Source organism: Sulfitobacter aquimarinus, assembly GCF_040149565.1.
GTDB classification, from domain to species: domain Bacteria; phylum Pseudomonadota; class Alphaproteobacteria; order Rhodobacterales; family Rhodobacteraceae; genus Sulfitobacter; species Sulfitobacter aquimarinus.
Map to the genome: position 1 here is coordinate 39760 of NZ_JBEFLO010000003.1, position 25447 is coordinate 65206.

Annotated in this window: 25 protein-coding genes and 1 tRNA gene; 11 read left to right on the forward strand and 15 right to left on the reverse strand. The window is 59.9% G+C overall.

Going from position 1 to position 25447, the window contains the following annotated elements; genetic code table 11:
* Window positions 1–8: 8 nt before the first annotated feature.
* The 3 genes from ABMC88_RS07205 to ABMC88_RS07215 all read right to left on the reverse strand — a co-directional run bounded on the left by ABMC88_RS07205 (window position 9) and on the right by ABMC88_RS07215 (window position 3385).
* Window positions 9–1442, reverse strand: a complete 1434-nt coding sequence (locus ABMC88_RS07205) for an NAD(P)-dependent oxidoreductase (RefSeq protein WP_349576182.1) — start codon at window positions 1440–1442, stop codon at window positions 9–11.
* A gap of 156 nt (window positions 1443–1598) precedes the next feature.
* Window positions 1599–2402 carry an undecaprenyl-diphosphate phosphatase gene (locus tag ABMC88_RS07210; protein WP_439655585.1) on the reverse strand — a complete coding sequence of 268 codons (804 nt, stop codon included), beginning with the start codon at window positions 2400–2402 and terminating at the stop codon, window positions 1599–1601.
* A complete protein-coding gene (locus ABMC88_RS07215; RefSeq protein WP_349576183.1) occupies window positions 2402–3385 on the reverse strand; it encodes a complex I NDUFA9 subunit family protein in 984 nt (327 codons plus the stop codon). Before ABMC88_RS07215 ends, ABMC88_RS07210 begins: the two co-directional genes overlap by 1 nt.
* A gap of 163 nt (window positions 3386–3548) precedes the next feature.
* On the opposite strand from ABMC88_RS07215, the gene ABMC88_RS07220 reads away from it, so the two are divergent.
* A tRNA-Leu gene (locus ABMC88_RS07220) sits at window positions 3549–3634 on the forward strand.
* 250 nt (window positions 3635–3884) lie between these two features.
* Here the strand turns inward: ABMC88_RS07220 and ABMC88_RS07225 are convergent.
* Complete coding sequence (locus ABMC88_RS07225; RefSeq protein WP_349576184.1) at window positions 3885–4562, reverse strand: calcium-binding protein; 678 nt, start codon at window positions 4560–4562, stop codon at window positions 3885–3887.
* Window positions 4495–4881, reverse strand: coding sequence for a hypothetical protein (locus ABMC88_RS07230; protein ID WP_349576185.1), 387 nt, complete (start codon window positions 4879–4881; stop codon window positions 4495–4497). Before ABMC88_RS07230 ends, ABMC88_RS07225 begins: the two co-directional genes overlap by 68 nt.
* A gap of 179 nt (window positions 4882–5060) precedes the next feature.
* Here ABMC88_RS07230 and ABMC88_RS07235 point away from each other — a divergent pair, with 179 nt between their 5' ends.
* Entirely contained in the window at window positions 5061–5951 is an 891-nt protein-coding gene (locus ABMC88_RS07235; RefSeq protein ID WP_349576186.1) for an SMP-30/gluconolactonase/LRE family protein, read from the forward strand.
* A gap of 24 nt (window positions 5952–5975) precedes the next feature.
* Window positions 5976–6734 carry an SDR family oxidoreductase gene (locus ABMC88_RS07240; RefSeq protein ID WP_349576187.1) on the forward strand — a complete coding sequence of 253 codons (759 nt, stop codon included), beginning with the start codon at window positions 5976–5978 and terminating at the stop codon, window positions 6732–6734.
* Here ABMC88_RS07240 and ABMC88_RS07245 read toward each other — a convergent pair.
* The 9 genes from ABMC88_RS07245 to ABMC88_RS07285 are packed head-to-tail and all read right to left on the reverse strand — an operon-like array spanning window position 6718 to window position 15275.
* A complete protein-coding gene (locus ABMC88_RS07245) occupies window positions 6718–7488 on the reverse strand; it encodes a hydroxypyruvate isomerase family protein (RefSeq protein ID WP_349576188.1) in 771 nt (256 codons plus the stop codon). The two genes, ABMC88_RS07240 and ABMC88_RS07245, sit on opposite strands and share 17 nt — an antisense overlap.
* The gene (gene otnC / locus ABMC88_RS07250) at window positions 7485–8135 is read right to left on the reverse strand and encodes a 3-oxo-tetronate 4-phosphate decarboxylase (RefSeq protein ID WP_349576189.1); all 651 of its coding nucleotides are present in this window, start codon (window positions 8133–8135) and stop codon (window positions 7485–7487) included. Before otnC ends, ABMC88_RS07245 begins: the two co-directional genes overlap by 4 nt.
* Before the next feature lie 2 nt (window positions 8136–8137).
* The gene (otnK, locus tag ABMC88_RS07255; RefSeq protein WP_349576190.1) at window positions 8138–9403 is read right to left on the reverse strand and encodes a 3-oxo-tetronate kinase; all 1266 of its coding nucleotides are present in this window, start codon (window positions 9401–9403) and stop codon (window positions 8138–8140) included.
* A complete protein-coding gene (ltnD, locus tag ABMC88_RS07260; protein ID WP_349576191.1) occupies window positions 9400–10308 on the reverse strand; it encodes an L-threonate dehydrogenase in 909 nt (302 codons plus the stop codon). The genes otnK and ltnD overlap by 4 nt, the downstream gene beginning before the upstream one ends.
* Window positions 10309–10328: 20 nt before the next feature.
* Window positions 10329–10919, reverse strand: coding sequence for a LysE family translocator (locus tag ABMC88_RS07265; RefSeq protein WP_349576192.1), 591 nt, complete (start codon window positions 10917–10919; stop codon window positions 10329–10331).
* 18 nt (window positions 10920–10937) lie between these two features.
* Entirely contained in the window at window positions 10938–11861 is a 924-nt protein-coding gene (locus ABMC88_RS07270; RefSeq protein ID WP_349576193.1) for a 2-hydroxyacid dehydrogenase, read from the reverse strand.
* Window positions 11854–12702, reverse strand: a complete 849-nt coding sequence (locus ABMC88_RS07275; protein WP_349576194.1) for a fumarylacetoacetate hydrolase family protein — start codon at window positions 12700–12702, stop codon at window positions 11854–11856. The genes ABMC88_RS07270 and ABMC88_RS07275 overlap by 8 nt, the downstream gene beginning before the upstream one ends.
* Before the next feature lie 15 nt (window positions 12703–12717).
* Window positions 12718–14517 (reverse strand): IlvD/Edd family dehydratase, encoded by a 1800-nt coding sequence (locus ABMC88_RS07280; protein WP_349576195.1) that lies wholly within the window; start codon window positions 14515–14517, stop codon window positions 12718–12720.
* Window positions 14514–15275 (reverse strand): SDR family oxidoreductase, encoded by a 762-nt coding sequence (locus ABMC88_RS07285; RefSeq protein ID WP_349576196.1) that lies wholly within the window; start codon window positions 15273–15275, stop codon window positions 14514–14516. The genes ABMC88_RS07280 and ABMC88_RS07285 overlap by 4 nt, the downstream gene beginning before the upstream one ends.
* A 188-nt stretch (window positions 15276–15463) precedes the next feature.
* On the opposite strand from ABMC88_RS07285, the gene ABMC88_RS07290 reads away from it, so the two are divergent.
* Together ABMC88_RS07290 and denD are read left to right on the forward strand one after the other, a co-directional pair.
* Complete coding sequence (locus ABMC88_RS07290; protein ID WP_349576197.1) at window positions 15464–16348, forward strand: NAD(P)-dependent oxidoreductase; 885 nt, start codon at window positions 15464–15466, stop codon at window positions 16346–16348.
* On the forward strand, window positions 16345–17310 hold the full coding sequence (denD, locus tag ABMC88_RS07295) for a D-erythronate dehydrogenase (protein WP_349576198.1): 966 nt from the start codon (window positions 16345–16347) through the stop codon (window positions 17308–17310). Before ABMC88_RS07290 ends, denD begins: the two co-directional genes overlap by 4 nt.
* On the opposite strand, the gene ABMC88_RS07300 is transcribed toward denD, so the two are convergent.
* Window positions 17307–17957 (reverse strand): GntR family transcriptional regulator, encoded by a 651-nt coding sequence (locus ABMC88_RS07300; protein WP_349576199.1) that lies wholly within the window; start codon window positions 17955–17957, stop codon window positions 17307–17309. The two genes, denD and ABMC88_RS07300, sit on opposite strands and share 4 nt — an antisense overlap.
* Window positions 17958–18151: 194 nt before the next feature.
* On the opposite strand from ABMC88_RS07300, the gene ABMC88_RS07305 reads away from it, so the two are divergent.
* From ABMC88_RS07305 to ABMC88_RS07330, 6 genes are all read left to right on the forward strand, one after another.
* The gene (locus tag ABMC88_RS07305; protein WP_349576200.1) at window positions 18152–19177 is read left to right on the forward strand and encodes a TRAP transporter substrate-binding protein; all 1026 of its coding nucleotides are present in this window, start codon (window positions 18152–18154) and stop codon (window positions 19175–19177) included.
* 126 nt (window positions 19178–19303) lie between these two features.
* On the forward strand, window positions 19304–20194 hold the full coding sequence (locus ABMC88_RS07310) for a TRAP transporter small permease subunit (RefSeq protein WP_349576201.1): 891 nt from the start codon (window positions 19304–19306) through the stop codon (window positions 20192–20194).
* Complete coding sequence (locus ABMC88_RS07315) at window positions 20194–21990, forward strand: TRAP transporter large permease (protein WP_349576202.1); 1797 nt, start codon at window positions 20194–20196, stop codon at window positions 21988–21990. The genes ABMC88_RS07310 and ABMC88_RS07315 overlap by 1 nt, the downstream gene beginning before the upstream one ends.
* 33 nt (window positions 21991–22023) lie before the next feature.
* A complete protein-coding gene (locus tag ABMC88_RS07320) occupies window positions 22024–23526 on the forward strand; it encodes a UxaA family hydrolase (protein ID WP_349576203.1) in 1503 nt (500 codons plus the stop codon).
* Window positions 23502–24536, forward strand: coding sequence for a Gfo/Idh/MocA family protein (locus ABMC88_RS07325; protein WP_349576204.1), 1035 nt, complete (start codon window positions 23502–23504; stop codon window positions 24534–24536). The genes ABMC88_RS07320 and ABMC88_RS07325 overlap by 25 nt, the downstream gene beginning before the upstream one ends.
* 20 nt (window positions 24537–24556) lie before the next feature.
* The gene (locus tag ABMC88_RS07330) at window positions 24557–25444 is read left to right on the forward strand and encodes an NAD(P)-dependent oxidoreductase (RefSeq protein WP_349576205.1); all 888 of its coding nucleotides are present in this window, start codon (window positions 24557–24559) and stop codon (window positions 25442–25444) included.
* Window positions 25445–25447 lie beyond the last annotated feature (3 nt).

The window sequence follows — 25447 nt, forward strand, 5'->3', positions numbered from 1 at the left end:
CGCGGTCATTATTCGGCAGCGACGGCTGACGCGCCGTTGAACTGCTCAAGGATCGCCTCGGCGCAATCGCGGCCGTCTTTGATGGCCCAAACCACCAAGGAAGCGCCGCGCACGATGTCGCCCACGGCATAGACGCCTTCGGCCTCGGTGCGGCCCGTGATGTAGTCGGCTTTCACCGTGCCCCAGCGGTTCACGGGCAAGTCGGGACAATCCCAAAGGGTCGGCAGGTCTTCGGCTTCAAAGCCCAGCGCCATAATCACCAGATCAGCATCCTCGACATAATCAGACCCCTCGATAAGTTCGGGGGCCTGACGGCCTGTGGCATCTGGCTGACCAAGACGCATTTTCTGCACCATCACGCCAGTGATCGGATCACCTGTGAAGCCTTTTGGCGCGCTCAGCCATTCGAACACTACGCCTTCTTCTTCGGCGTTCGCGACCTCACGCTGGGAACCCGGCATGTTGGCGCGGTCACGGCGGTAAAGGCATTTCACAGATGTTGCCCCCTGACGGATCGAGGTGCGCACGCAGTCCATCGCCGTATCGCCACCACCGATAACGACCACACGCTTACCCTCGGCATTCAGGCTGCCATCGGTAAACTCTGGCACATCGTCGCCAAAGCTTTTCTTGTTGCTCACGGTCAGGAAATCGAGCGCGGGAACAAGACCCGCAACCCCCACACCGGGGGCCTGCAAATCGCGGCTTTTGTAGACGCCCGTGGCGATGATAACAGCGTCATGCGCGTCGCGGATGTCCTGGAACGAGATGTCTTCGCCCACAGCACAGTTCAGTTTGAACGTCACGCCGCCCTGCTCTAGCTGTTCATTGCGGCGCATCACCACGTCTTTCTCCAGCTTGAAACCGGGGATGCCATAGGTCAGCAAACCGCCCGCACGATCATAGCGGTCGTATACAGTGACCTGAACACCCGCACGACGCAGGAAATCTGCCGCGGCCAAGCCACCAGGGCCTGCGCCAATGATGCCAACGCTCTCGGTCCGTTCGGTCGCGGCGGTGATGGGCTTGACCCAGCCCTGCTCCCACGCGGTGTCGGTGATGTACTTCTCAACCGAACCGATGGTGACGGTGCCGTGGCCTGATTGCTCAATCACGCAGTTGCCTTCGCACAGGCGGTCTTGTGGGCAAATGCGGCCGCAAATCTCGGGGAAGGTGTTGGTCGCTTGCGACACTTCGTAGGCTTCTTGCAGACGGCCTTCGGCAGTCAGGCGCAGCCAGTCGGGGATGTTATTATGCAGCGGGCAATGGGTCTGGCAATAGGGGACGCCGCACTGGCTGCATCGGCTTGATTGCTCTTTGGCTTTTGCATCCGCGTATTCGGCGTAGATCTCGTTAAAGTCTTCACGGCGCAGGTTTGGTGGCCGCTTTTCCGGCATGTCCCGTTCGATATTGGTAAACTTCAACATTGGTTGCTTTGCCATTGATCCACACCTCAATAATACTCTGAGGGTTTCGCATAAACGAAGCTAAGGGCAATTAAAAGTCAGCAATGCTGACCTATATGTCGATTTATTTGCAAAAAACGCCGCGGGACGTAGGAAGTTTTCTAAATTTACGTCCGCATCGGACCAATAACCTCAGAACCCGCTGATAAGAAAGATCAATGCGACAGACCCCACAATGATACGCCACCAGCCGAACAAAGCATAACCATGGCGACTCACGTAGCCCAACAGCCATTTCACCACCAACACAGCGCTGATGAAGGCCATAACAAAGCCAACAGCGATCTCGCCCAGCGCGGAGGTGTCCAGCACATCGCGATTCTTGAACAGATCATAAGCAAAAGCGCCCGCCATCGTGGGCATCGACAAAAAGAACGAAAACTCTGCCGCTGCGCGCTTGCTGGCCCCCAGCATCAATGCGCCCACAATCGTAGCCCCCGAACGCGAGACGCCAGGCACCATCGCAAGACATTGGATGAACCCGATCTTGATCGCCATCGGGATCGGCAGCTTCATCGCGTCTTCATGTGTGGGCTCAGGTGCCACACGATCCACAAAGACCAACACGATCCCGCCAAGGATCAGCATCACAGCGATCAACATCGGCGTCTCGAACAGCACCGTCTTGATAAAACCATGCGCCATCACGCCAATCACGGCCGCAGGCAAAAAGGCCAGCAGCACGGACCAGATAAACCGCCGCGCCAAAGGATCAGACGGCGCCGCCGCAAAGACCGAGATAAGGCGCGCAGAATACAGCGTCAGGATCGCCAAAACAGCCCCAAGCTGGATCACGACCTCAAACGTCTTACCCGCAGAATCGAACCCCAAAAAATGGCCTGCCAGCAGGATATGACCCGTGGAGGAGACAGGAATGAACTCTGTCAGCCCTTCAAGCAGCCCCAACAGTGCCGCAACAATCGTGGTGTTTTCCATCAGCTTGAACGCAGGTTTTTCGCCGATTCCTTGATCGCATCATATTGACCCGACGGACGAAACCGCCACAGATATTCAGGCAAAACCGATACCATTGCCGTTGGCTGAATGCCCAACGCGTCAAGACCCTGCGCGCCTTCGGCCACAACATTATCCTGCGACAAATTCTTGACCTGATCGCGTGTAATCATACCGTTTTTGACCAAGCCAAGGGTGACGGCCTGCATCATATCAAAGCCGAACGCCATAATGCGGGCAGCAAAGAACGGAATGTTCAACACCAGACGGCGGCGGCGGATCACGTCCAGCATCAGATCCATCAACTCACGAAAGCTCATCGTGACGGGACCGCCCAATTCATAAGTGCCGCTGGCATCGCCCAGCACGCCCATTTCGGCCGCGTGCGCCACATCATCCACATACACGGGCTGGAAGCGCGTGTTCGCGCCCACCACCGGCAGCACCGGACCCATCCGCGCCATACCCGCAAAGCGGTTGAAAAACTGGTCCTCAGGACCGAAGACAATTGATGGCCGCAGGATCACCGCGTTGGGCTGGTGTTTGAGAACGCCCGCCTCGCCTTCGGCTTTGGTGCGGGCATAGTTGCTCTCGCTCTCCAAATCCGCGCCAATGGCGGAAATATGCACCATCCGGTTAATCCCCTGCGCAGCAGCGATCCGTGCGATCCGCTCTGCACCGTCGGACTGAACGGCGTCAAAGGTGTTCTTGCCAGCCTCGGCCAGCACGCCCACACAATTCACAACCGCATCGGCACCCTGCATCACGGAGGCAACCGAGGCATCATCGCGGATATTGCACAACACCGGCTCTACCTGACCAACAACTCCGTAGGTTTTTACAAAAATTGCCTCGTTCGGGCGGCGCACGGCAACCCGCACCCGCCAGCCCGCTTTTGCCATCCGGCGCGCTACGTAACGGCCAACAAAGCCCGAACCGCCATAGATTGTAACCAGTTTCGCCATTATGAATGCCCCGCGATTGTACGGCACGGGTGTACCCGCCCCTCGCATTCCAAACAAGGCGCAATTACTTGCAAATCGCAGCATTGTAAAAGAAGTGCCCCCAGCCACCAGAAATGCCGTTGACACCGAACAGCCAGCAGCCTAAGAGAGCGCTCTAAGGTGTGCCCAGGTGGCGGAATGGTAGACGCGCTAGCTTCAGGTGCTAGTACTGGCAACGGTGTGGAGGTTCGAGTCCTCTTCTGGGCACCACTTTTTCCGTAAAATTTCAATGCAATCGCGACATGCCGACAGAGTCGGTAAGCGCAATCTGCTATGGCACAAGGCGCCTTTTGAACAGGTTGCATATAGTCACGCAAAACCAATCAGATCAGCACCACGTCCTCGGCGAAGGTTCCGATATCCGTGACCCCTTGTACCGTCAGGTTCTGAATGAATGGTCCAAGCCGATACTAAGATCATCGCCGCGAACAATCGCGTCACTTAGGTATGAGGCAGCAGATTACGACCCGTACCCGAAATGCCAACCGATCATGAGCCTACCAACACCCAGCTCGAAATCTTCGATCACGTCAGAGCCGATGTCGGCCAGAACAACGAAGGTATTTGCACCGCTGCCGCCACGCAGGGTGTCATTGAATGCTGTCCCGATCAGATCTTCGATTAATACAAACGTGTCGCCTGGGGCGGCCAATCCGTTCACCTCGCTGAATGCAAGGTCCGCGCGAACGGCACCCGTTTCAGACGCATAAGTAACAGTATCCACCTCGCTCAGCGTTCGGTTACTGCGGATGCCGCCGTCCATTGTATCGGCACCTGCACCGCCCAGCAGCACATCATTGCCATCGCCGCCCAGCAACCTGTCGCTTCCGTCCCCACCAGAGAGTAGATCATCGCCCGGATCGCCCTCAAGCGTTTCATTGCCGCCTTGGCCCGACATCTCATCCACGCCGGAACGCCCGCGCAAAATGTTGTCGCTTTCATCGCCGCGCAGGGTGTCGTCAAAACCGCTGCCCCAGACGCCTTCGATCATGGTATACCTGTCGCCTGCGGCCCATCTCGTGTTTTGCGCGGTGTCCGCCAGATCGACAACCACGGCTTCGCGCGCAAAGTCATACGCCGCAACGTCCGAACCATCCCCGCCAATCAGCCCCAGCGCCGCCGCGCAACCTGTCGTCATCGGCAAGACCGCGCAAAGTGTCATCGCCCAAGCCACCGGTCATGATGTCAACATTGTCCGTGCCGACCAGTTCGTCGTCACCGATCGTGGCAAACTGATAGGTTGGATGGATATAGCGAAAGCTCCAAACGCCCGCCTCACCTGTATTGCCAACAACCGTCTCACAGTCGCGCGGCACAGTTACCGAATTAGATAATGTCTCGCTTAAACCGACGCCGAGATCATGCCCGATAGTCGCACGCTGGATGGGGTTAATCTCCAAATCACCATAGCGATAGGTAACGATGAAACTGCCTCCATCATCGACCTGCATCTGCATTCGGGGTTGAAATTCTATAGGATGGCACATTCGCCCCAACCTATGCGCAACGCCTTGCCGAAACACTCACCGTTTAGCTTTGTCTTTTTGCGAAACAGCACGCTTGCGTGGCAGGAACCCCATGCGTAGGACTATCTTCACACACCACATGACCCGCCCCCTGTAACAGGAAAACCCATATGTCGTTTTTCGAAGCCTACACGCCAGAGTTTTCCAGATTTGTGCTGGGAAACGCGCCTGTAAAACGGCTGGCAACAGGGTTCGACTGGGTCGAAGGACCCGTCTGGTTTGGCGATGCGGAGTGTCTGTATTTCTCGGATATTCCGAACAACCAAATCATGCGATTGATGATGGACGGGACGGTATCTGTTTACCGCGATCCGTCGAATTTTGCGAATGGACACACCCGTGATTTGCAGGGGCGATTGATCAGCTGCGAACACGGCACCCGCCGTGTCACCCGCACCGAACACGACGGAACGATCACTGTTCTGGCCGATCAGTTCGAGGGGAAGCGGTTGAATTCACCCAATGATGTTGTCGTGAAATCCGATGGCTCCATTTGGTTCTCTGATCCGCACTATGGCATCATGACAAACTACGAAGGCTACAAATCCGAACAGGAGTTGCCCTGCAACGTCTATCGCATCGACGCGGTCACGGGTGCGCTCACCGCGGTTGTGACCGACATGGCCTGCCCCAATGGTCTGGCCTTTTCGCCGGATGAAGCAACGCTGTATGTCGCGGATACTGGCGCGATGTTTGACAAGGACGCGCAGCGCCACATCCGCCGCTATACCGTCAACGGCTCAGAGGTCACTGACGGCGCGCATTTCCACACGATCTCCCACGGCGCGTCTGACGGTCTTCGTCTGGATACGGACGGCAACATCTGGTCCTCGGCTGCGGATGGCGTGCATTGCATCGCGCCCGATGGGGCGCTGATGGGAAAGATCCTCGTCCCCGAGCTTGTCTCGAATGTCTGTTTTGGCGGGCGCGGCAAGCACCGGCTTTTCATCACCGCCACCACCAGCGTCTACAGCATCGCATTGAACCGCGAAGGCCTGTAACGTACCCACAAAAGGAAAACCACCATGACCCTAGAGATGTTCAACCTCACCGGAAAACGCGCGCTGATCACGGGGTCCAGTCAGGGCATCGGGCTGGCGCTGGCCAAAGGGCTGGCAGGTGCGGGTGCCGAGGTCGTCCTGAACGGGCGCGACACCGCCAAATTGCAGGCCGCCGCTGCACAAGTGGACGGCACCGTGCACCAGCTTGCCTTTGACGCGACCGACCACGAAGGCGTGCGTGCTGCCGTTGACGGGTTCGAGGCCACCACAGGCCCCATCGACATCCTGATCAACAACGCAGGCATGCAGCACCGGACCGAGCTTGAGAACTTCCCCGCAGACGCATTCGAGCGGTTGTTGCAAACCAATGTGGCGTCGGTCTTTCACGTGGGCCAAGCCGTTGCGCGGCACATGATCGGGCGCGGCGCGGGTAAAATCATCAACATCGCTTCTGTGCAAACCTCGCTCGCCCGTCCGGGCATCGCGCCTTATACGGCGACCAAAGGGGCCGTGGGCAACCTGACCAAAGGGATGGCGACCGATTGGGCGAAACACGGGCTCAACTGTAACGCCATCGCACCGGGGTATTTCGACACGCCTTTGAACGCCGCTTTGGTCAGCGATGATGAATTTAGCGCGTGGCTTGCAAAACGCACCCCCGCAGGGCGCTGGGGCAATGTCGACGAATTGGTCGGCGCGGCTGTGTTCCTGTCGTCTGCCGCATCCAGCTTTGTGAACGGCCACACGCTGTATGTGGACGGCGGGATTACCGCGTCGCTTTGATCCGGTGCAACCACTCCAGCGTTCCGTCCGTGGGGAACTGGGGTTTGTATTCAGCGCCCAAGGGCGCGTCATAGCCCATGTCCCTGATCACCCCAAAGACGTGGTCAAAATTCACCTCTCCATGATCGGGCGTTCCACGGTCAGGCACGCTGGCGAATTGGATATGCCCGATTTGAGGTTGCAGCGCTTGCAGCTTGTGGGTCAGGTCGCCCTCCATCAATTGCACATGGTAGCAGTCGAACATCAGCTTGAGGTTGGGCATCGCGACCTGTGCGATGATCTGGGTCGCTTGCGTGGTGGTGCTGAGGAAATAGCCAGGCGCGTCATAAGAATTCAGCGGCTCGATCAGGATAGTGATGCCCAGCAGCGCCGCCTGTTTACAGGCATAGCTTAGCGCATCCACAAAGGCGTCAAGCGCCACCTGCCCCGTGGCAAACCCTGCCATAACATGCAGGTTTGATGCGCCAATCGCGCGGGCATAGGCCAGCGCCTCGTCAATTGCAGCGCGTGCGTCATCGGCACGGTCGGGCAGAGCGGACAGGCCGTTCTCCCCTCCAGCCACATCACCACGCCGCGTGTTCAGGCCCAACACGGGCAGGCCCGTCGCCTCCAGCGCGGCCTTCACGTCGGCGGCGGGGACATCATAGGGCCAATGCAGCTCTACCGCGTCAAAACCTGCCGCATGTGCGGCGTGTATCGCCTCTGGCAGCGCCAGATCATTCCATAGAAACCCGAGGTTAGCCGAAAACTTCATCCGTCCCACTCCACATCAAACTTTGTGACCAAGGCGCGCACCTGCGCATCCGTCAACATCTGCGGCGACATTCCACGGGTAAGCAGGGCAAGCCGCGCGGTGTCCTCCAGCTCTTCAATCGCATTGCAGGCGGCCTCGATATCTTTGCCCGCGACGACAGGGCCGTGGTTGGCCAGCATCACCGCACTGCGTTTGCCCGCAAGCCCGCGCACGGCATCGCCCATCGCGGGATCACCGGGCAGGAAGAACGGCAGCAGCTTGACCCGCCCCAGCTTCATAATGCCGTAGGGCGTCAGCGGCGGCAGGAAGCTGTCGGCATCGACGTCGGGCATCATCGACAGCGCCACCGAATGACAGCTGTGCAAATGCACCACCGCGCCCGCTGTGCTGCGCGTGTCGTAGAACGCCGAATGCAGCGGCATTTCCTTGGTCGGCTTGTCGCCCCCCACATGCACGCCCTGCGCGTCAAACCGGCTGAGCCTTGCAGGATCAAGCCGCCCGAAACTGGTTCCCGTGGGGCTGACCAGAAGCCCGCCATCGGCAGTGCGCGCCGAGATATTGCCCGTGCTGCCCCCCGTCAGGCCACGGTCAAACATCGACTTGGCCAACAGACAGATCAGGTCGCGCAGTTTGCTCTCTTCACTCATGCTCAACCCAGTCTTTTCTGTGCATCGTCAAAGAACCCTTCGGCGCCGAAGTTCCCCGACTTCAGGGTCAGCGCAATTTGCTGGCCCGCAGAGGTGCAGAAGGTCCACGGCACGCCCGCCGCGATTTCGACCCCGATATCAAGGCGCGTCACGTCCAGCGCTTGGGTAACAGCGCCTGATGTCTCTCCCCCCGCTACGATAAACCGCCGTGCCCCTGCATCGCGGGCGGCCACGGCGCAATCGGCCAGGGTTTTCTCGATCAACGCGCCCGCCTCTGCCACACCCAGCTGCGCCTGCGCCGCCTTCACGCTGTCGGGATCGGCAGTGGCATAGATCAGCGGTGCAGCGGTCAAATCCTGCGCAGCAAGCCACGCCAAAACATCCGCACTGCCCGTTTGCGCCAGCGACAAGGGGTCAAGCTGGTAAGCAGGTGCGCCCGTCGCAAGATAGGCAGCCACCTGAGCGTTGGTCATAGCAGAACAACTGCCCGACAGGATAACCGTATCCGCCGCAACCTGCGGGGCAGGCACTTTGGGCGCGTCCGCGGATAGGGTCCCATCTGCCAGATACAGATCAGGCAGCGGCATCGCCACGGCAGAGCCACCCGTCATCAGCGGCATATTACGACAGGCTTGTGCGATGATCTCAAGGTCCGCGTTGGCTACCGCATCGACGACGACGTGGGCGGTGCCCTGCGCACGCAACGCTTCCAGCTTGGCGCGCAAAGCTTCGGCCCCTTGGGCCACGGTCAAACGGTCGGCCAAGCCCACGGCCTGTGTCACCTGTGGCGCCAACAACCGCATCAGATTGCTGTCGCGCATGGGCGTCAGCGGGTGATCCTTCATCGGGCTCTCGGCCAGCGGCTGTTGGCCCACAAACAGGTTCCCCATAAAGATCGCCCGCCCGTTTTCGGGAAACGCGGGGCAATAGATCGTCTGGTCTGTCCCCAAATCCGCCATCAGCGCCTCGGCCACGGGGCCGATGTTCCCCTCTGCTGTGCTGTCGAAGGTTGAGCAGTACTTCCAGAAAAACCGCTGCGCGCCCGCCGCCTTGAGCCACGCCAGCGCGGCCCGGGTCTCGGCCACTGCCTCGGCCACGAGCGCTGTGCGGGATTTGAGCGCGATCACCTCAAACGGGCCAGTATCCTTTGGTGGCTCGGTCGGCACGCCAATGCGGAGCGAGACTTGCACACCGCTGCGGGCAAGCAACCCCGCCAGATCGGTGGCCCCTGTAAAATCATCCGCGATACAGCCCAGTACGGTTGTCATGTCTCTTCCCCCGGCAAGGTCAGTTGCGCATTGCGGGCGTATACTTTGGCAACCGCTGCGTCATCCTCCGCGCCGAGCCCCATGCCTGCCGCAGCCACGAACTGCTGCAACGCGGCGGCGGTAATCGGTGCGCTGAACTGCGCGTCCTTGGCGATATCAAGGACGATGCCAAGGTCCTTCGGCCAGATATTGACCGAGCTGTGAGGCGTGTAATCCCCCGCCGCGATATGCGGGGCGCGGTTCTCCAGCATCCAGCTGGTGCCCGCGCATTTGCTGATCACTTCGATGAACTTATCGGGCGTCACACCTTGGGTCATGCCAAAAGTCAACGCCTCGGCCATCGTGGCAATATGCACACCGGCGAGGAGTTGGTTCACGGCCTTCATCGCACTGCCCGCGCCAACCTCATCGCCCAGCTCGAACACCGTCTCGGCGATACTGTCGAGCACGGGGGCAAGGGCGACAAACGTCTCGGGGCTGCCGGCGGCCATGATCGACAAGGCCCCATTGGCGGCCTTAACCGCCCCCCCAGAGATCGGCGCATCAAGGTAGAGCACACCGGATACAGCACAGCGTGCCGCCATCTCCTTGGCAAAGGCGGGGGGCACGGTGGCACAGGACAACACCGCTGCACCGGCACGCAGCTTTGGTACGATGCCGCCTTCGCCGAACAAGACCGCCTCGGTCTGGGCGGCGTTCAGCACGGCGACAATCACGGTATCCAGCTCGCCTGCGGCATCGGCCAGATTGCCCCGCTCTCCACCCGCCTCGACAAAGCGGGCCATCTGATCGGCGTTGATGTCCACCCCCCAGACCGAATGCCCGCCGCGCAGCGCCGACATGGCAATGCCGTAGCCCATCGAGCCAAGGCCAATCGCGGCCACCTTATGCGTATTCTTCGTCATCTCATTCTCCAAATTTCATATCAGCGGGACGCGATCAGTGCGGCAAAGACAACCACCAGCAGCGACACTGCCATGCAGATGTTGATGATGCGCTGTGTCCCTGCGCTCAGGTTCATTTGCCGTACACGTGCACCAGCGGCAAGCCAGACCAGATGCACAGGGATCCAGATCGCATTGAAGACCAACAGCTTGATCGCCACCTCCCACGCGGGGGCTGCGGGCATAAAGTTGAACCCCGAAAACAGCGTGGTCGCCACGACATATGCTTTGGGATTGATGAATTGCAGCATCAGCCCGTTGGTAAAGCCCAGCGGCGTGGTCGCAGGCATGAATCCGATCTGCGCACCTGCACTGGCGATCCGCCATGCAAGGTACACAAGGTAGGACACGGACGCGAGCAACAGCACAAACCGCAACGACGGCACCGTCAGCACAATCGCCGCCAGCCCCGACACGACAAGCATCATCGTGATGAAGCCGCCCAGACACAGGCCCACCAAAAACCGCAGCCCCGCGTTAAAGCCGTAAGCCGCACCAATCCCCGCCGTTGTCAGAACCCCCGGCCCCGGCGTGATCAGCAAAAAGAAAACGGCGATGACAAATTCAATCATCTGTCATCGCCTTAGCACTCACAGATCGGCGCATTCTGGCACGGCACTGATAACGGTCCCGTCCTTGAGGTGTTGCAGCAGGTTGTCCACCGTCAGCGCCCCCATTGCGGCCCGCGTCTCGACCGTGGCGCTGCCGACATGGGGCAGCAGCACGGTGTTCGGCAGGGCGCGCAAGGCGGGCGGCACATGCGGCTCTGCCTCGAACACATCAAGGCCCGCCCAGCCGAGCTTGCCTGTGCTGAGCGCCTCGATCATCGCGGCCTCATCCACCACGGAGCCACGCGCCACATTGATGAGCGTGCCCGTCGGGCCCAGCGCCTCGATCACCTCGGCGTTGACGATCTTGTTGGTCGATGGGCCACCGGGGGTTATGCAGACCAGCACGTCACAGTCATGCGCCATCGCCACCAGATTGTCATAGTAGGTATAGGGCACGTCCTTTTTGGTCCGCGTGTGATAGAGGATCGTGGGGCTCCACGGCGCCAGCTTGTCCACAATCGCTTGCCCGATACGGCCAAGGCCCAGAATACCAATGGTCTGGTTATCGGCCGAACGGGTCAGCGGCGCACCGCCCTTTGCCTCCCAATCGCCCGACCGCGCATGGGCATCGTCGCGCAGCGCCTCGCGGTAGCACATCAGCATCAGCAAAACCGCCGTTGTCGCCACTTCCTCGTTCAGGACATTGGGCGTGTGGGTCACGATGATCCCCCGCCGCGCCGCCTCATCCGCGTCAACGGCGTCATAGCCCACGCCATAGCCGCTGATCATCTTGAGGTTGGGGAGCGAGGCCATCAGCTCCGGCTTTACCCCGTCGTGGCCATTGGTCACGATATGGGTGATCTCCTCCGCGTTATAGCGGTTGGTCTGGTGGATCGTAAACGCCGCCTCCAGCCGTTCCCGCATCGTGTCGGTGATGCCGCCAATTTGTAAAAGATCAGGCATCCTGACCGACCTTCTGGCGCTGTTGGCCAAGACCGTCGATCGTCAGCTCCATCACGTCGCCTTCTTTCAGGAACACGGGCTCTGGCTTGATGCCCATACCAACACCGGGAGGTGTGCCTGTGGTGATGACATCACCGGGGTGCAGGGTCATCAAGCTGGAGAGATGTTCGATGATCTCGGCCACGGTAAAGATCATGGTCGAGGTATTGCCCGTCTGCATCCGCTTGCCATTCACATCCAGAGACATGGCAAGGTTTTGCACATCTTCGACTTCATCGCGGGTGACAAGCCACGGGCCCGTCGGGCCGAATGTGTCGCAGGATTTGCCCTTGGTCCACTGCCCTGTCAGCTGGGTCTGGAAGTGCCGCTCGGACACATCATTCACCACGCAATAACCCGCAACATGGTCCAAAGCATCCGCTTTAGAGACGTATTTCGCAGTTTTGCCGATCACCACGCCCAATTCGACCTCCCAATCGGTGTGGGTCGAGCCACGGGGCATCATCACATCATCATTGGGGCCCACAATGGCCGAGTTCGCTTTGAAAAACAGGATGGGATGCTCGGGAATATCTGCACCCGTTTCCGCCGCATGGTCCGAGTAGTTCAGCCCGATGCACAGGAATTTGCCAATGTTCCCGACACAAGCCCCAAGGCGCGGGTTGCCCTCAACCGCGGGCAGGCTGGCAGGGTCCAGCGCGCGCAGTTTCGCGATGCTTGCATCATCCAGCATTCCACCATTGATGTCATCCACATGCGCCGACAGGTCGCGCAGCGTGCCTGCATCATCCAGCATGCCGGGTTTCTCAGCGCCAATCGGGCCATAGCGTAAAAGTTTCATCGTCTGTTCCTTATCCTAGTGGTTGTCACGCGGCATGTGCTTACGCGCAATATCTTGGTATGCATCGGCGCCTTTCAGGGTCATGCCCTGATCCAGACGCCCGACCTTTTCGCGGAAGATCTCTTGCCATGGTGACTGGCTCACCGGCACGTCATAGCCGCCATTGGCCGCCAGCACCCGCGCCCGCTCGTTCAGCTCATCCAGCGGGACCAGCATATCGACGGTGCCTTTGCCCAGATCGATCCGCACGGTGTCGCCGTTTTGCAGCAAGGCCAGCCCGCCCCCATCCGCCGCCTCGGGCGAAGCGTTCAGGATCGAAGGACTGCCGGAGGTGCCGGACTGCCGCCCGTCACCGATACAGGGCAACGCCTCGACCCCTTGTTTGATCAGGTAGGAGGGCGGGCGCATGTTCACGACCTCTGCCGCACCGGGGTAGCCTTTGGGCCCCGCGCCGCGCATGAAGAGGATGCAATTTTCGGTAATATCCTCCGCAGGGTCGTCGATGCGGTGGTGGAAATCCTCTGGCCCTTCAAATACCACAGCACGGCCCTCGAACGCTTCGGGGTCATCGGGGTTCGACAGATAGGTTTTGCGGAACGCGGGCGAGATCACGGAAGTCTTCATAATCGCGCTCTCGAACAGGTTGCCCGACAAGTTGAGGAAGCCCGCCTGCTCTTTCATGGGATCGGTGGTGGGTTTGATCACATCGGAATTCTTGCTGCGCTGAGCCGCGCAATTCTCGCCCATCGTCGCGCCATTCACGGTCATCGCGTTTGGATGCGGCAGCAGACCGCCGGCGATCAGCTCTCCGACCACCGCGGGGACACCGCCCGCCTGTTGGTAATCCTCACCCAGATATTTACCCGCTGGCTGCATGTTCACCAGTAGTGGCACATCGTGGCCATGTTTCTGCCAGTCGTCATTGTCCAATGGCACGCCCAAGTGCCGCGCCACACCGTTGAGGTGAATAGGCGCATTGGTCGAGCCGCCAATGGCCGAGTTGATGACGATGGCGTTTTCAAACGCCTCCCGCGTCATGATATCCGTCGGGCGCACATCCTCCCACACCATATCGACGATGCGCTTACCCGTCTCGTAACTGATCTGCCCCCGCTCGCGGTAGGGGGCAGGGATCGCCGCCGAACCGGGCAACTGCATGCCCAACGCCTCGGCCAGTGAGTTCATCGTCGTCGCCGTGCCCATCGTGTTGCAATAGCCCACAGACGGGGCCGAGGCCGCCGCGATCTCCATAAACTCGTCCGTGTCGATGTCACCTGCGGCCAATTGCTCCCGCGCTTTCCAGATCACGGTGCCAGAGCCTGCACGTTCGCCCTTCCACCAGCCGTTGAGCATGGGTCCGACAGACAGCGCAATCGCAGGAATGTTAACGGTGGCGGCCGCCATCAGCAGCGCGGGCGTCGTCTTGTCACAACCGATGTTCAGAACAACACCGTCCAGCGGATAGCCAAAAAGCGTCTCTACCAAAGACAAATACGCGAGGTTCCGATCCAGCGAGGCCGTGGGCCGCTTGCCCGTTTCCTGAATGGGATGCACGGGGATTTCTATACAGGTACCACCCGCCGCGATGATGCCGTCGCGCACGCGCTTGGTCAGTTCGATATGGTGGCGGTTGCAGGGCGACAAATCACTGCCCGTCTGCGCGATCCCGATGATCGGCTTGCCCGATTGCAGCTCGTCCCGCGTCAGGCCGTAGTTCAGATACCGCTCAAGATAGAGCGCGGTCATCTCGAGGTTGTCGGGGTTCATGAACCACTTGCGCGAGCGCAGATCGTCTTTGGTGATTTTATGGGTCATTGGCCTGACCATCCTCCGTCAATAACATGGGCATGGCCCGTGGTGAATCCGCTTTCGTCGCTGGCAAGGTAGACAACGAGCGCGGCGATTTCCTCGGCGCTGGCGACACGGCCCATAGGCTGGCGTGACACGAATTGCTCCATCGCCTTGTCATAGTCGCCCAACTGTTCGCCCAGTTCGGTGACACGGTCATGCCAGCTGGGGCTTTCCACCGTGCCGGGGCAGATGCAGTTACAGCGGATGCCCTGTTTGATGTAGTCGACAGCGACAGATTTTGTCATGCCGACCACGGCTGCTTTCGTCATCCCATATATGAAACGATTGGGCGCGCCGATCACCGATCCCGCTGCCGACGACATATTCACGATTGAGCCGCCGCCGTTCTCGATCATCACCGGCAGCGCCGCCCGCATCGTGCGCACCATCGAGCGGACGTTCAGGTCCAGCGCAAACTCCAATTCATCGTCCTGCGCCTCCAGCACCGCACCGTGATGCACAAAGCCCGCACAGTTGAAAAGAATGTCCGGTTTTGCCCGTGCAATGCCCTCTGAAACGCTCTGATCGTCACGAACATTAAGTTCGAAAATTTCAATATTTTCGAGATTCGCACCCCGAATCGTGGAGAGCGCATCCATGTTTACATCCGTTGCAAACACCTGTGCGCCCTCTTTTGCCATGGCAATCGCGCTGGCGCGACCAATGCCCTGACCCGCCGCCGTGACCAAGGCGCGCTTTCCACTAAGCCGTTGTCCTGTCATACTAAAAACCCTATCTCCCTGATGGATACGCACAGTTTTTTACCCGTTGGGTCCTGCTATAATCCACATTTTTTCAAACTTATTAAGCCGGGCCTACTGGCCCTTTTTGTCGTTGCCGTTAGCGTATGTCAGAGATTTCGATTTGACCATAACCCAACCGACGCCCCTTTTTGAAAGGACCCTTCCAGATGAGCACCCTACGCAAGATCACGTTGATTGGCACCGGCCTGATGGGCGCGCCCATGTCGCGCAATCTGATGAAGGCGGGCCATGATCTGACTGTCTGGAACCGCAGCGCGGAACGGGCCGCACCTTTGGTGGCCGAAGGGGCCAAAACCGCCGATACCGCAGCGCAGGCAATTGCAGGGGCGGAGGTGATTATCACGATGCTCAGCGACGGTTTTGCGACGCAGGCCTTACTGGACGATGATGCCTTTCGCGGGTCCCTGAGCCGCGGCATGATCTGGATCGACATGTCCAGCGCCAAGCCCGAGCACGCCCGCGCCCAATCGGCGCAATTGGCGGATCTGGGGGTCGATCACATCGACGCGCCTGTCTCGGGCGGGACCAAGGGGGCAGAGGCGGCAAGCCTTGCGATTATGGCGGGCGGTGACGCGGCTGTGGTCGAGAGTGTGGCGCCCCTCTTGGCCGCGATGGGCCGTCCCGTGCATGTCGGCCCGTCGGGCGCGGGGCAGCTGTGCAAGCTGGCCAACCAAACCATCGTCGCCGTCACCATCGCCGCCGTGGCCGAGGCGACATTGCTGGCCGAAAAAGGCGGCGCGGACCCTGCGGCCTTGCGCGCAGCGCTCAAAGGCGGGTTCGCGGACAGCGTGATCCTGCAACAACATGGACACCGGATGTCCGAAGGCAACTTTACCCCCGGCGGTCTGTCGAAATTCCAGCTCAAGGACTTGGACAACACCTTGGCCGAGGCCGATGCGGCGGGCCTTACCCTGCCCGCCACCCAGTCCGTGCGCGACCGCTTTGCCTATTTCTGCAACGAAATGGACGGCGCTGATCTGGACCATGCGGGCCTTTACCTTGAACTCAAGAAACGGAATGACCTGACATGACACGTATTCTGATCCTTGGCGGCGGCGGCATGATTGGCCAGAAGCTGGCGCAACATATCATCGACGATGCCGTTTTTGCCCACCCGCAGATAACCCTGTTTGACCGTGCCTTCCCGCCCGAAGGCGTCACCGCGAAAACCCTCGCTGGTGACATCTCGGACCCCGCCACCGCAAAGACGCTGATCGCGGACCGACCAGAGGTCATCTTTCACCTTGCGGCAATCGTGTCGGGGCAGGCGGAGGCCGAGTTCGCCTTGGGCTGGGACGTGAACATGATGGCGATGTGGCATCTGCTGGGCGCGGTGAAGGACGCGCACGACGCGTCGGGCGGGGCCTATGTGCCGCGCATCGTCTTCACCTCTTCCATCGCGGTTTTCGGCGGGCCTTTCCCTGACAAGATCGGCGATAACTTCCTAAGCGCCCCGCAAACCAGCTATGGCGCGCAGAAAGCGGCGTGTGAGCTGATGCTGACCGATTTCAGCCGCAAGGGGTTTGCCGATGGCCTGTCCCTACGCCTGCCGACCATCTGCGTGCGACCGGGCAAGGCGAACGCGGCGGCGTCTTCGTTCTTTTCGGGCATTATCCGTGAGCCGCTGAACGGGGTGGAGGCGATCCTGCCCGTGCCCGACACCGTGCGCCACTGGCACGCCAGCCCGCGTGCAGCCACACGGTTCCTGACCAAAGCGGCAAAGATGGACACGAGCCTCCTGAACGGACGGCGCGCCCTCAACCTGCCTGGGATCAGCTGCACCGTCGAAGAGCAGATCGAGGCGCTGCGCCGCGCCGCAGGTCAATCTGTGGTCGACCTGATCAAGCCGCAACCCGACGAGACGATCATGGGCATTGTCGCAGGATGGCCCCGCGACTTTGCCCCCGACCGCGCAATCGCATTGGGGTTTAAGGCCGAAGACAGCTTTGACGAGATCATCAGCGTCTATATGCGCGACGAGCTAGACGCCTAAAGGCCCAGCGTCTCCCCCGTCAGATGCCGCGCCAGATGGTCGTGGACTTTCTGGCGGGTCAAGGCCTCATCCCCCGACAAGGCGGCGTCCAGAATGGCCGCGTGGTGCTGAATGTTAGTCGAGATAAAGTCGAAATCTCGGTCCGCCACCATCAACTGCTGGCGGAACTGCGCATAGAGCTGCCCGTGCAGCTTTTTCAACGTCTCGGAACCACAGGCCACAATCAGCGTCTCGTGGAACTCCTTTTCGGCCCCCGACCAGATAGCGACAATTTCATCCGAGGGCGTCTGCCCGTGAATGCGACTCTCGATATGGCTCAGCTGGTGGTGCGCGGCGGTCAGCTTGGCCTCCCACGCGACACCGCCACGGCGGATCGACATGACTGTGCCCTCCGCCTCCAGCAAGACGCGCATGTGAGTCAGCTCGATCAGTTTTTCGGGGCTGCGGTCCGGCACGCGAAACCCGCGCTGTTCCTGAAACGAAACAAGGCCCACGGTCGACAAGCGAAACAGAACTTCGCGCACCGTACTGGCAGAGCAGCCATATTCCTCGCGCAGAACCTCGGCGCGCAGTTTGGCCCCGTGGGCAAACCCGTTGGAGATCAGTTTGCTTTTCAACGACTGATAGATATCTGATTCTGGCGCCATGTCGGCCCTCGGCCTTGGTGTAAGGCCCGACCATATCCAAGTTTATTTCGAAAATACAGCAAAATCTCGAAATTATATGAAATTTCACTTTTTTCTTGTTGAACGCGATTCTGCATCCTAACCTGCTGTTAGCGTACCACACGCGGAGGCAAATAGATCTCCGGAATTTCACGCTCAACGTCTGGGAGGACATTATGAAATTACTGAAAAAAGCAGTCTGCGCCGCTGTTGCCGCGACATTGGCTGCGGGCACCGCAATGGCCGATGGCCATGCCACGACCAAACTGCGCATTCAAACGCACTATGCGCCTGAAACTGTTTCGGGCAAACTGGCCCAAGGTTACATCGACAACGTCCAGGACATGTCCAACGGCGAAATCGCGATTGAGATGTTCTGGTCTTCATCCGTTGTAAAATCGGTTGAAGGGTTTGACGCGGCCGCCAGCGGTATCCTTGATTGCGAAATGCACGGTGGCGGGTATCAGACCGGCAAAAACCCTGCGTTCCAGTTTGTGGGCGACATCATGGGCGGCTACGACACGCCCTATCAGCAGCTGTCATGGCTGTACTACGGTGGCGGGCTTGAGGCCGCAGCGCCGCTGTATAACAAATACGGGATGGAGCTGATCGGCTGGTGGATCTACGGTCAGGAATCATTTGCCTCCAGCAAGCCGATTGAAAAAGTGGCTGACTTCAAGGACTGGAAGTTCCGTTCCCCTCCAGGCATGGAAACCAAGATCTTTGAAAAGCTGGGCGCGTCCCCGATCGTGATGGATTTCACCGAAATCTTTACCGCGCTTGAGACAGGCATCATCGACGGTGCCGACGCATCCGGTCTGGCCAACAACGTGGGTCTTGGTCTGTATGACATCGTCAACTACGCCAACTTCCCCGGCTTCCACTCGATGCCGTCTGACCACCTGACGTGCAACAAAGAGGTGTTTGACGCGATGCCTGCGCACCACCAGAAGATCATGAAGGTCGGCATGGAATCGCTGGCACTGCGCACCGCGCTGACGTTTGAGAAAGCCAACGCCGAAGCCGCCGCATCGCTGCGCGAAAAAGGTGTGGTTCTGTCCCAGTGGGCTCCAGAAGAGCTGGCCAAGTTCCGCGCCGCAGCGCAGGCCACATGGCCCGAGTTTGCGACAACACCGGAAGCCAAGGCACTGGTTGAATCGCACATGGCATATCTGACCCAGCTGGGTCTGGTTTCCGAATAAGATCTGATTGGAGGGGCCGCAGCCACGCGCGCGGCCCCTCTTGCTGAGATCTTTGGCACCAAACCGATCCAAAACAAAAATGACGGACAAAGACGCTGCGCCACGGCGGTCTTATGGGGGGACAGTATGAGCCACGCAAAACACGGCACCGCCATCGAATGGCTGGTGCCGCTCGCTTTCATCTTTTGTGCGGGTTGGGTGACGTGGCATATGCCTGCGTTCATTCTGGATTGGGGCGGCCATGCGGACCAGCTTGCTGCGCTTTATGCGCGCATCGACGTGACCCCCAATGGCCCCATCGTGCTGGGCACGCATATCGACATCTTTGACCTGCTTGCTATGATCGCTATTCCCGTTCTGCTGATCTTTGGTGTGATGACTGTGCGCCGCGCCCCGATGGAGTTCGAGGCATGGGGCCCGCTGGACCGCCTGTCGGTCTTCGTCGGGAGGATCACCATGATGCTGATCATCCTGCTGACCATGGTCATGCTGTATGAGGTCGTCCTGCGCTATGTGTTCGAGGCGCCGACCCTTTGGGCCAACGAGATGTCGCTATGGCTGGCGGGCTTTGTTTTCCTGACGGCGGGTCTTTATGCGATGCAGCAACGCAGCCACATCCGCATCTTCCTGCTCTATGATATGACGCCGCGCTGGGTGCAGCGGGTGTGCGACTGTATCTCGACCTTCCTGATTGTCGTGTTTGCTGCGGCCCTGATCTATGGCGGCTACAAGGAAGCGTTCCAGAAGTTCGGCCGCTGGGAGACATTCGGCACCGCCTTTGACCCGCCCATTCCCGCCACACTCAAAATGGCGGTACTGATTATTGTTGCTTTGGTCGCTGTTCAGGCCGTCATCAACCTGATCTCTGACTGGAATAACGAGCCCGTGATCCACACGGCCGCAGACGACATTGACCAAGACGAGCTGGACCGTTTGCGCGCAGCCGTGGGCAGCGACAACGGCTTGGAGGCAACCCGCAAAGCCTTCCTGAACACCGAGAAAAAGGCAGACACCTGATGGATATTGGTACAATTTCTCTGGTCCTGATGCTGGGCCTTTTGGTTCTGCTGGCGATTGGTATGCCGCTGGGCCTTGCCTCGGCTGTGCTGGCCGTTCTGGTCATGGTGATGAAGTTCGAACCTACGTTGCTGAGCGCGCCGTGGACCTTTGGCGACGGTATGCTGACAGGCAGGCCGGGGAGCGGGCCCCTCAATATCCTTGCCCAGAAGATATACGGGCTTTTAACGGACTATGTCCTCATATCCATTCCGCTGTTTATCTTTATGGCGTCGCTGCTGGAACGGTCCGGCATCGCAAAAGACATGTATTCGTCCCTGTCGATCTGGCTGAACCGCACCCGTGGCGGGATCGCGATTGTGACCTCCATCATGGCGGTAATCATGGCGGCCATGTCGGGGATCATCGGCGGCGAAGTCGTCCTGCTGGGCCTGATCGCACTGCCGCAAATGCTACGGCTTGGCTATAACCAGAACCTCGCCATCGGGACGATCTGTGCGTCAGGCTCTCTGGGGACTATGATCCCGCCGTCCATCGTGCTGATCATCTATGGCCTCATCACCGAGACGTCGATCAAGGCGCTGTTCACCGCCTCCTTCCTGCCCGGCTTTATGCTGGCGTCCTTCTTCATCATCTACATCATCGTGCGCACGCAGCTGCGCCCCGAAGACGCCCCCCTGCCCGAGCCACAACCCGGTGAGCCGCAGGGCCTCGAGAAGCTGGGCCTTTTCACCGCCTTTCTTGCGGTGCTGACGGCGGGCATCTGCACCGTGCTGTTCCTGCGGGCGCTGTTCTTTACCATCACGGGCCAGAACATTGATCTGGGCGACGGGGTCGAGCCGATCTTTTGGGGCACTATAGACTATGTGCCGTGGTTCGGCGGCATCGTCGCGATCTGCCTTGGGCTGATCTATTTCGCCTTCGGGGTGCAGCGCACCACACGTGGTTGGCTGCTGGGCAAAGGCCTTGTCGCGCCGATCATTGTGATCGGGGTTGTCATGGGCTCGATCTATGGCGGGATCACGGGGATTACCGAGGCGGCAGGTATGGGCGCTTTGGCCGTCTATATGCTGATGACGCTTTACCAAAAGGACTTTGCCGAATGGGTTGGTCTTGTAGTCCGTAACGCGAAATGGATCGGGCTGTATGTCGTGGTGATCCTGATCGCACCACAATTCGTGATCGACAGCCCGACGCTGGGCATTTCCCAAACCATGCTGACGCTGCTGGTGCTGTTGCTGCTGACGCTGCGTATTCCGGCGGTGGTGGACGGGCTGTGGGACAGCCTGATGCGGACGCTGAAATCTACCGGTACGATCATCTGGGTGACCATCGGCGCGGCAGCTCTTGCGGGTGCCTATACCATCGCGGGCGGCCCGACATATGTGGCCGACTTTATCGTGGGCAGTGAGTTGCCAACCATGGGGATCATCCTTGCGATGATGGTCATTCTGCTCTTCATGGGTGCGTTCATGGATTGGGTCGGCATCGTGCTGCTGATTATCCCCGTCTTCCTGCCCATCGTGCAGCGCCTGCCGATCGAAGAGATCGGCTTTATCGGCCAGTTGGAGCCCAAGCACATCGGCATCTGGTTCGGCGTGGTCTTCTGTATGAACATGCAGGTGAGCTTTCTGTCGCCGCCCTTTGGTCCTGCGGCCTTCTACCTCAAATCAGTGGCACCGCCGCACATCAGCCTGACGGATATCTTCAAAGGGTTTCTGCCCTTCATCGGTATCCAGATTGTTGCGCTGGCTGTTCTGCTGATCTGGCCCAGCATCATCACGATCCTGCTTTAGGGGCCGCGCGCCCGCTGACTGAAAGAAAAGACAATGGATTTTGTACGTCTCGACCGCGCCGACACTGTCGTCACCGCGACCCGTGCGCTGGAGGTGGGAATCGCCATTGAAGGCACCGCAACCACCGCGCTGATCCCTTCCGGTCACAAGATCGCAACAGTGGCGATGGCCAAGGGCACACCAGTGCGCAAATACGCGCAGCTTATCGGGTACGCTTCTGAAGACATCGCAGCGGGCGACCACGTCCACACCCACAACGTCGAATTCCGCAATACCGAAGCCGCGTATGAATACTCGACCGATCTGCGCCCCGTCGCGCCTGCGAAAACCCAAGATACCTTTATGGGCTACCGCCGTGACAGCGGGCGGGTGGGTACGCGCAACTACATCGCCATTGTCACCTCGGTGAATTGCTCGGCCACCGCGGCGCGGATGATCGCGGATCACTTCACCCCCGAAGTGCTGGCCGCCTATCCCAACGTCGATGGCGTCGCCGCCTTTGTGCATGGCACCGGATGCGGCATGGCCGACAGCGGGGACGGGTTCGAGGCCTTGCAACGCGTCATGTGGGGATATGCCAAGCATCCCAACCACGCCGCCGTGCTGATGGTGGGCTTGGGCTGTGAGATGAACCAGATCGACTGGCTGCTGGAAGCATACGGCCTGAAACAAGGGCCAACCTTCCAGACCATGAACATCCAGAATGTCGCAGGCCTGCGCCGCACGGTGGAACTGGGGATCGAGAAAGTCAGCGCCATGCTACCCATCGCCAATCAGGCGACCCGCACGGAATGCCCCGCGTCCGAACTGATGGTGGCGCTTCAATGCGGCGGATCCGACGCGTGGTCGGGTGTGACGGCCAACCCCGCGCTGGGCTATGCCTGTGATCTGCTCACCGCACAGGGAGCCACAGGCGTGCTGGCCGAAACGCCCGAAATTTACGGCGCCGAACACATGCTCACCCGCCGTGCGGTGGACCGTGCGACAGGCGACAAGCTAATCGGTCTGATCAAGTGGTGGGAGGACTACACCCGCCGCAACAACGGCTCGATGGATAATAACCCGTCACCGGGCAACAAAAAGGGCGGACTGACCACGATCCTTGAGAAATCGCTGGGCGCGTCGGCCAAGGGCGGCACCTCGCCCCTGACGGGCGTTTATAAATACGCCGAAGCGGTCACGGCACGCGGCTTCACCTTCATGGATAGCCCCGGTTATGATCCGGCTTCGGTTACTGGACAAATCGCAGGCGGCTGTAATCTGGTGTGTTTCACCACGGGCCGCGGCTCTGCCTTCGGGTCCAAACCCGCGCCCACGGTCAAGATCGCCACCAACTCCGAGATGGCCAAACGCATGTCCGAGGACATGGACATCGACGCAGGTGAAATCCTGTCGGCGGGCGTCAGCGTCGAGGAAAAGGGCCGCGAGATTTACGAGATGTTCCTACGCGTCGCCTCGGGCGAGCAAACCAAATCCGAGGCGCAGGGATTGGGCGATTATGAATTCGTGCCATGGCAAATCGGAGCGGTGATGTGAAACGCATCCTTGTCGTCGGTGGCGGTCTGATCGGCATCCGCCATGTGGAAGCGGTCCGGGCCCATCCTGCCTGCGAATTGGTGGGCCTTGCCGACCCCGATATGTCGATCGACATAGATGCCCCGCGCTACATGGCGATGCGCGAAGCGAAAAGCGCCGCCGTTGACGGCGTCATCATCGCCACCCCCACCCATCTGCACGCAGATCACGGTGCCCAAGCCGCCGCCCTTGGCTGGCACATGCTGATCGAGAAACCCGTGGCGGGCACGTTGGAAGACGCGCAAACCCTTGCACAGACCCTAAAACAGACTCAAATCCGCTCGCTCGTCGGGCACCATCGCCGCTATCATGCGTCAGTACAACAGCTCAAATCCCTAATCGCAGAGGGGGCCATCGGGCAGGTCGTCAACGTCTCGCTCCTCTGGGCGATGCGCAAACCCGACGCCTATTTCGATGGCAACTGGCGCACGGCGGGCGGTAGCCCTGTGATGATAAATCTGGTGCATGACATCGACCTTCTGCGCTTTTGCATCGGGGAGATCGCGCAGGTCGTCGCCCTATCAGGCACCCCATTGCGCGGCACCGACCGGATCGAGAGCGGCGCCATCGCCCTCACCTTCGAAAATGGCGCAACAGGCACGATCAGCTTTGCCGACACCGCGCCCAGCCCTTGGGGGTTTGAGGCAGCAACAGGCGAGAACCCCAACATCGGCACCACGCAGCAGGACATGATGTGGATCACCGGCACGGGCGGGGCGATCAGCTTTCCCTCCATGACCCTCTGGCGCGGTAGTGACTGGGGCACCCCTGCGCAGATTACCCCCCTCACCCCTGCCGCCGACACAGCGACACCGCTTGAGGCGCAGCTGACCCACTTCGTGGAGGTCATGGATGGCGCTGCCCCGATGATCGACGTCGCAGACGCCACGCGCACCCTTGCCGTGGCCGAACAGATCGAGGCTCAGCTGACCTCGCAGCATCACACAACACGAAACGCATTATCTGCATAGACACGGAAGAAGGATACAACATGAGCAAACCAGCAATCGGATTTATCGGCCTTGGCCTGATGGGCGGCGCAATGGTTGGGCGGCTTCAGGACATGGGCTATGCCCTCACGGTTCTGGGCAACACCGACCGCACCTATCTGGACGCCGCCATTGCACGCGGCGCGACCGAGGCTGCGGATGCCAAAGCCGTGGCCGAGGCGTCGGACATCATCATGCTGTGCATGGGCACCTCGGACCATGTTGAGTCCCGTATGCGCGGCGATGCAGGCGTGATCGCAGGTTTGCGCAGCGGTGCCACGGTTGTGGATTTCGGCACTTCGCTGCCCGCCAGCAGCCGCGCGCTTGCCGCGGAAGTCGCCGCCGCCGGTGGTGCCTTCCTTGACGCGCCTTTGGGCCGCACGCCCGCACATGCCAAAGACGGATTGCTCAACATCATGGCGTCGGGCGACAAAGCGGCGTTCGACGCGGTCGAGCCTGTTCTAAAAGATCTGGGGGAGAACGTCTTTCACCTTGGCGACATCGGGTCGGGCCACACCATCAAACTGATCAACAACTTCTTCGGCATGACCGTGGCCAACGCCATGGCCGAAGCCTTTGCCATGGCCGACGTTGCGGGCGTGGACCGTGCGAACCTGTACAACGTCATGTCCGCAGGTCCACTGCATTCCGGCATGATGGATTTTGTCAAAGCCTACGGCGTGGACGGCGACGCGACCAAGCTGGAATTCGCGATTAAGAACGCGGCCAAAGATGTGGGATATTACGCCCGCATGACCGAAGATGCTGGCGTGGACAGCATCATGTCCAAAGGCACGCTCGAAGCGCTGACAACAGCGCGTGACGAAGGACAGGCCGACGATATGGTCAGCCAGATGGTCGATTTCTACGCCAAGCGATTCAAAGGCTAGCAG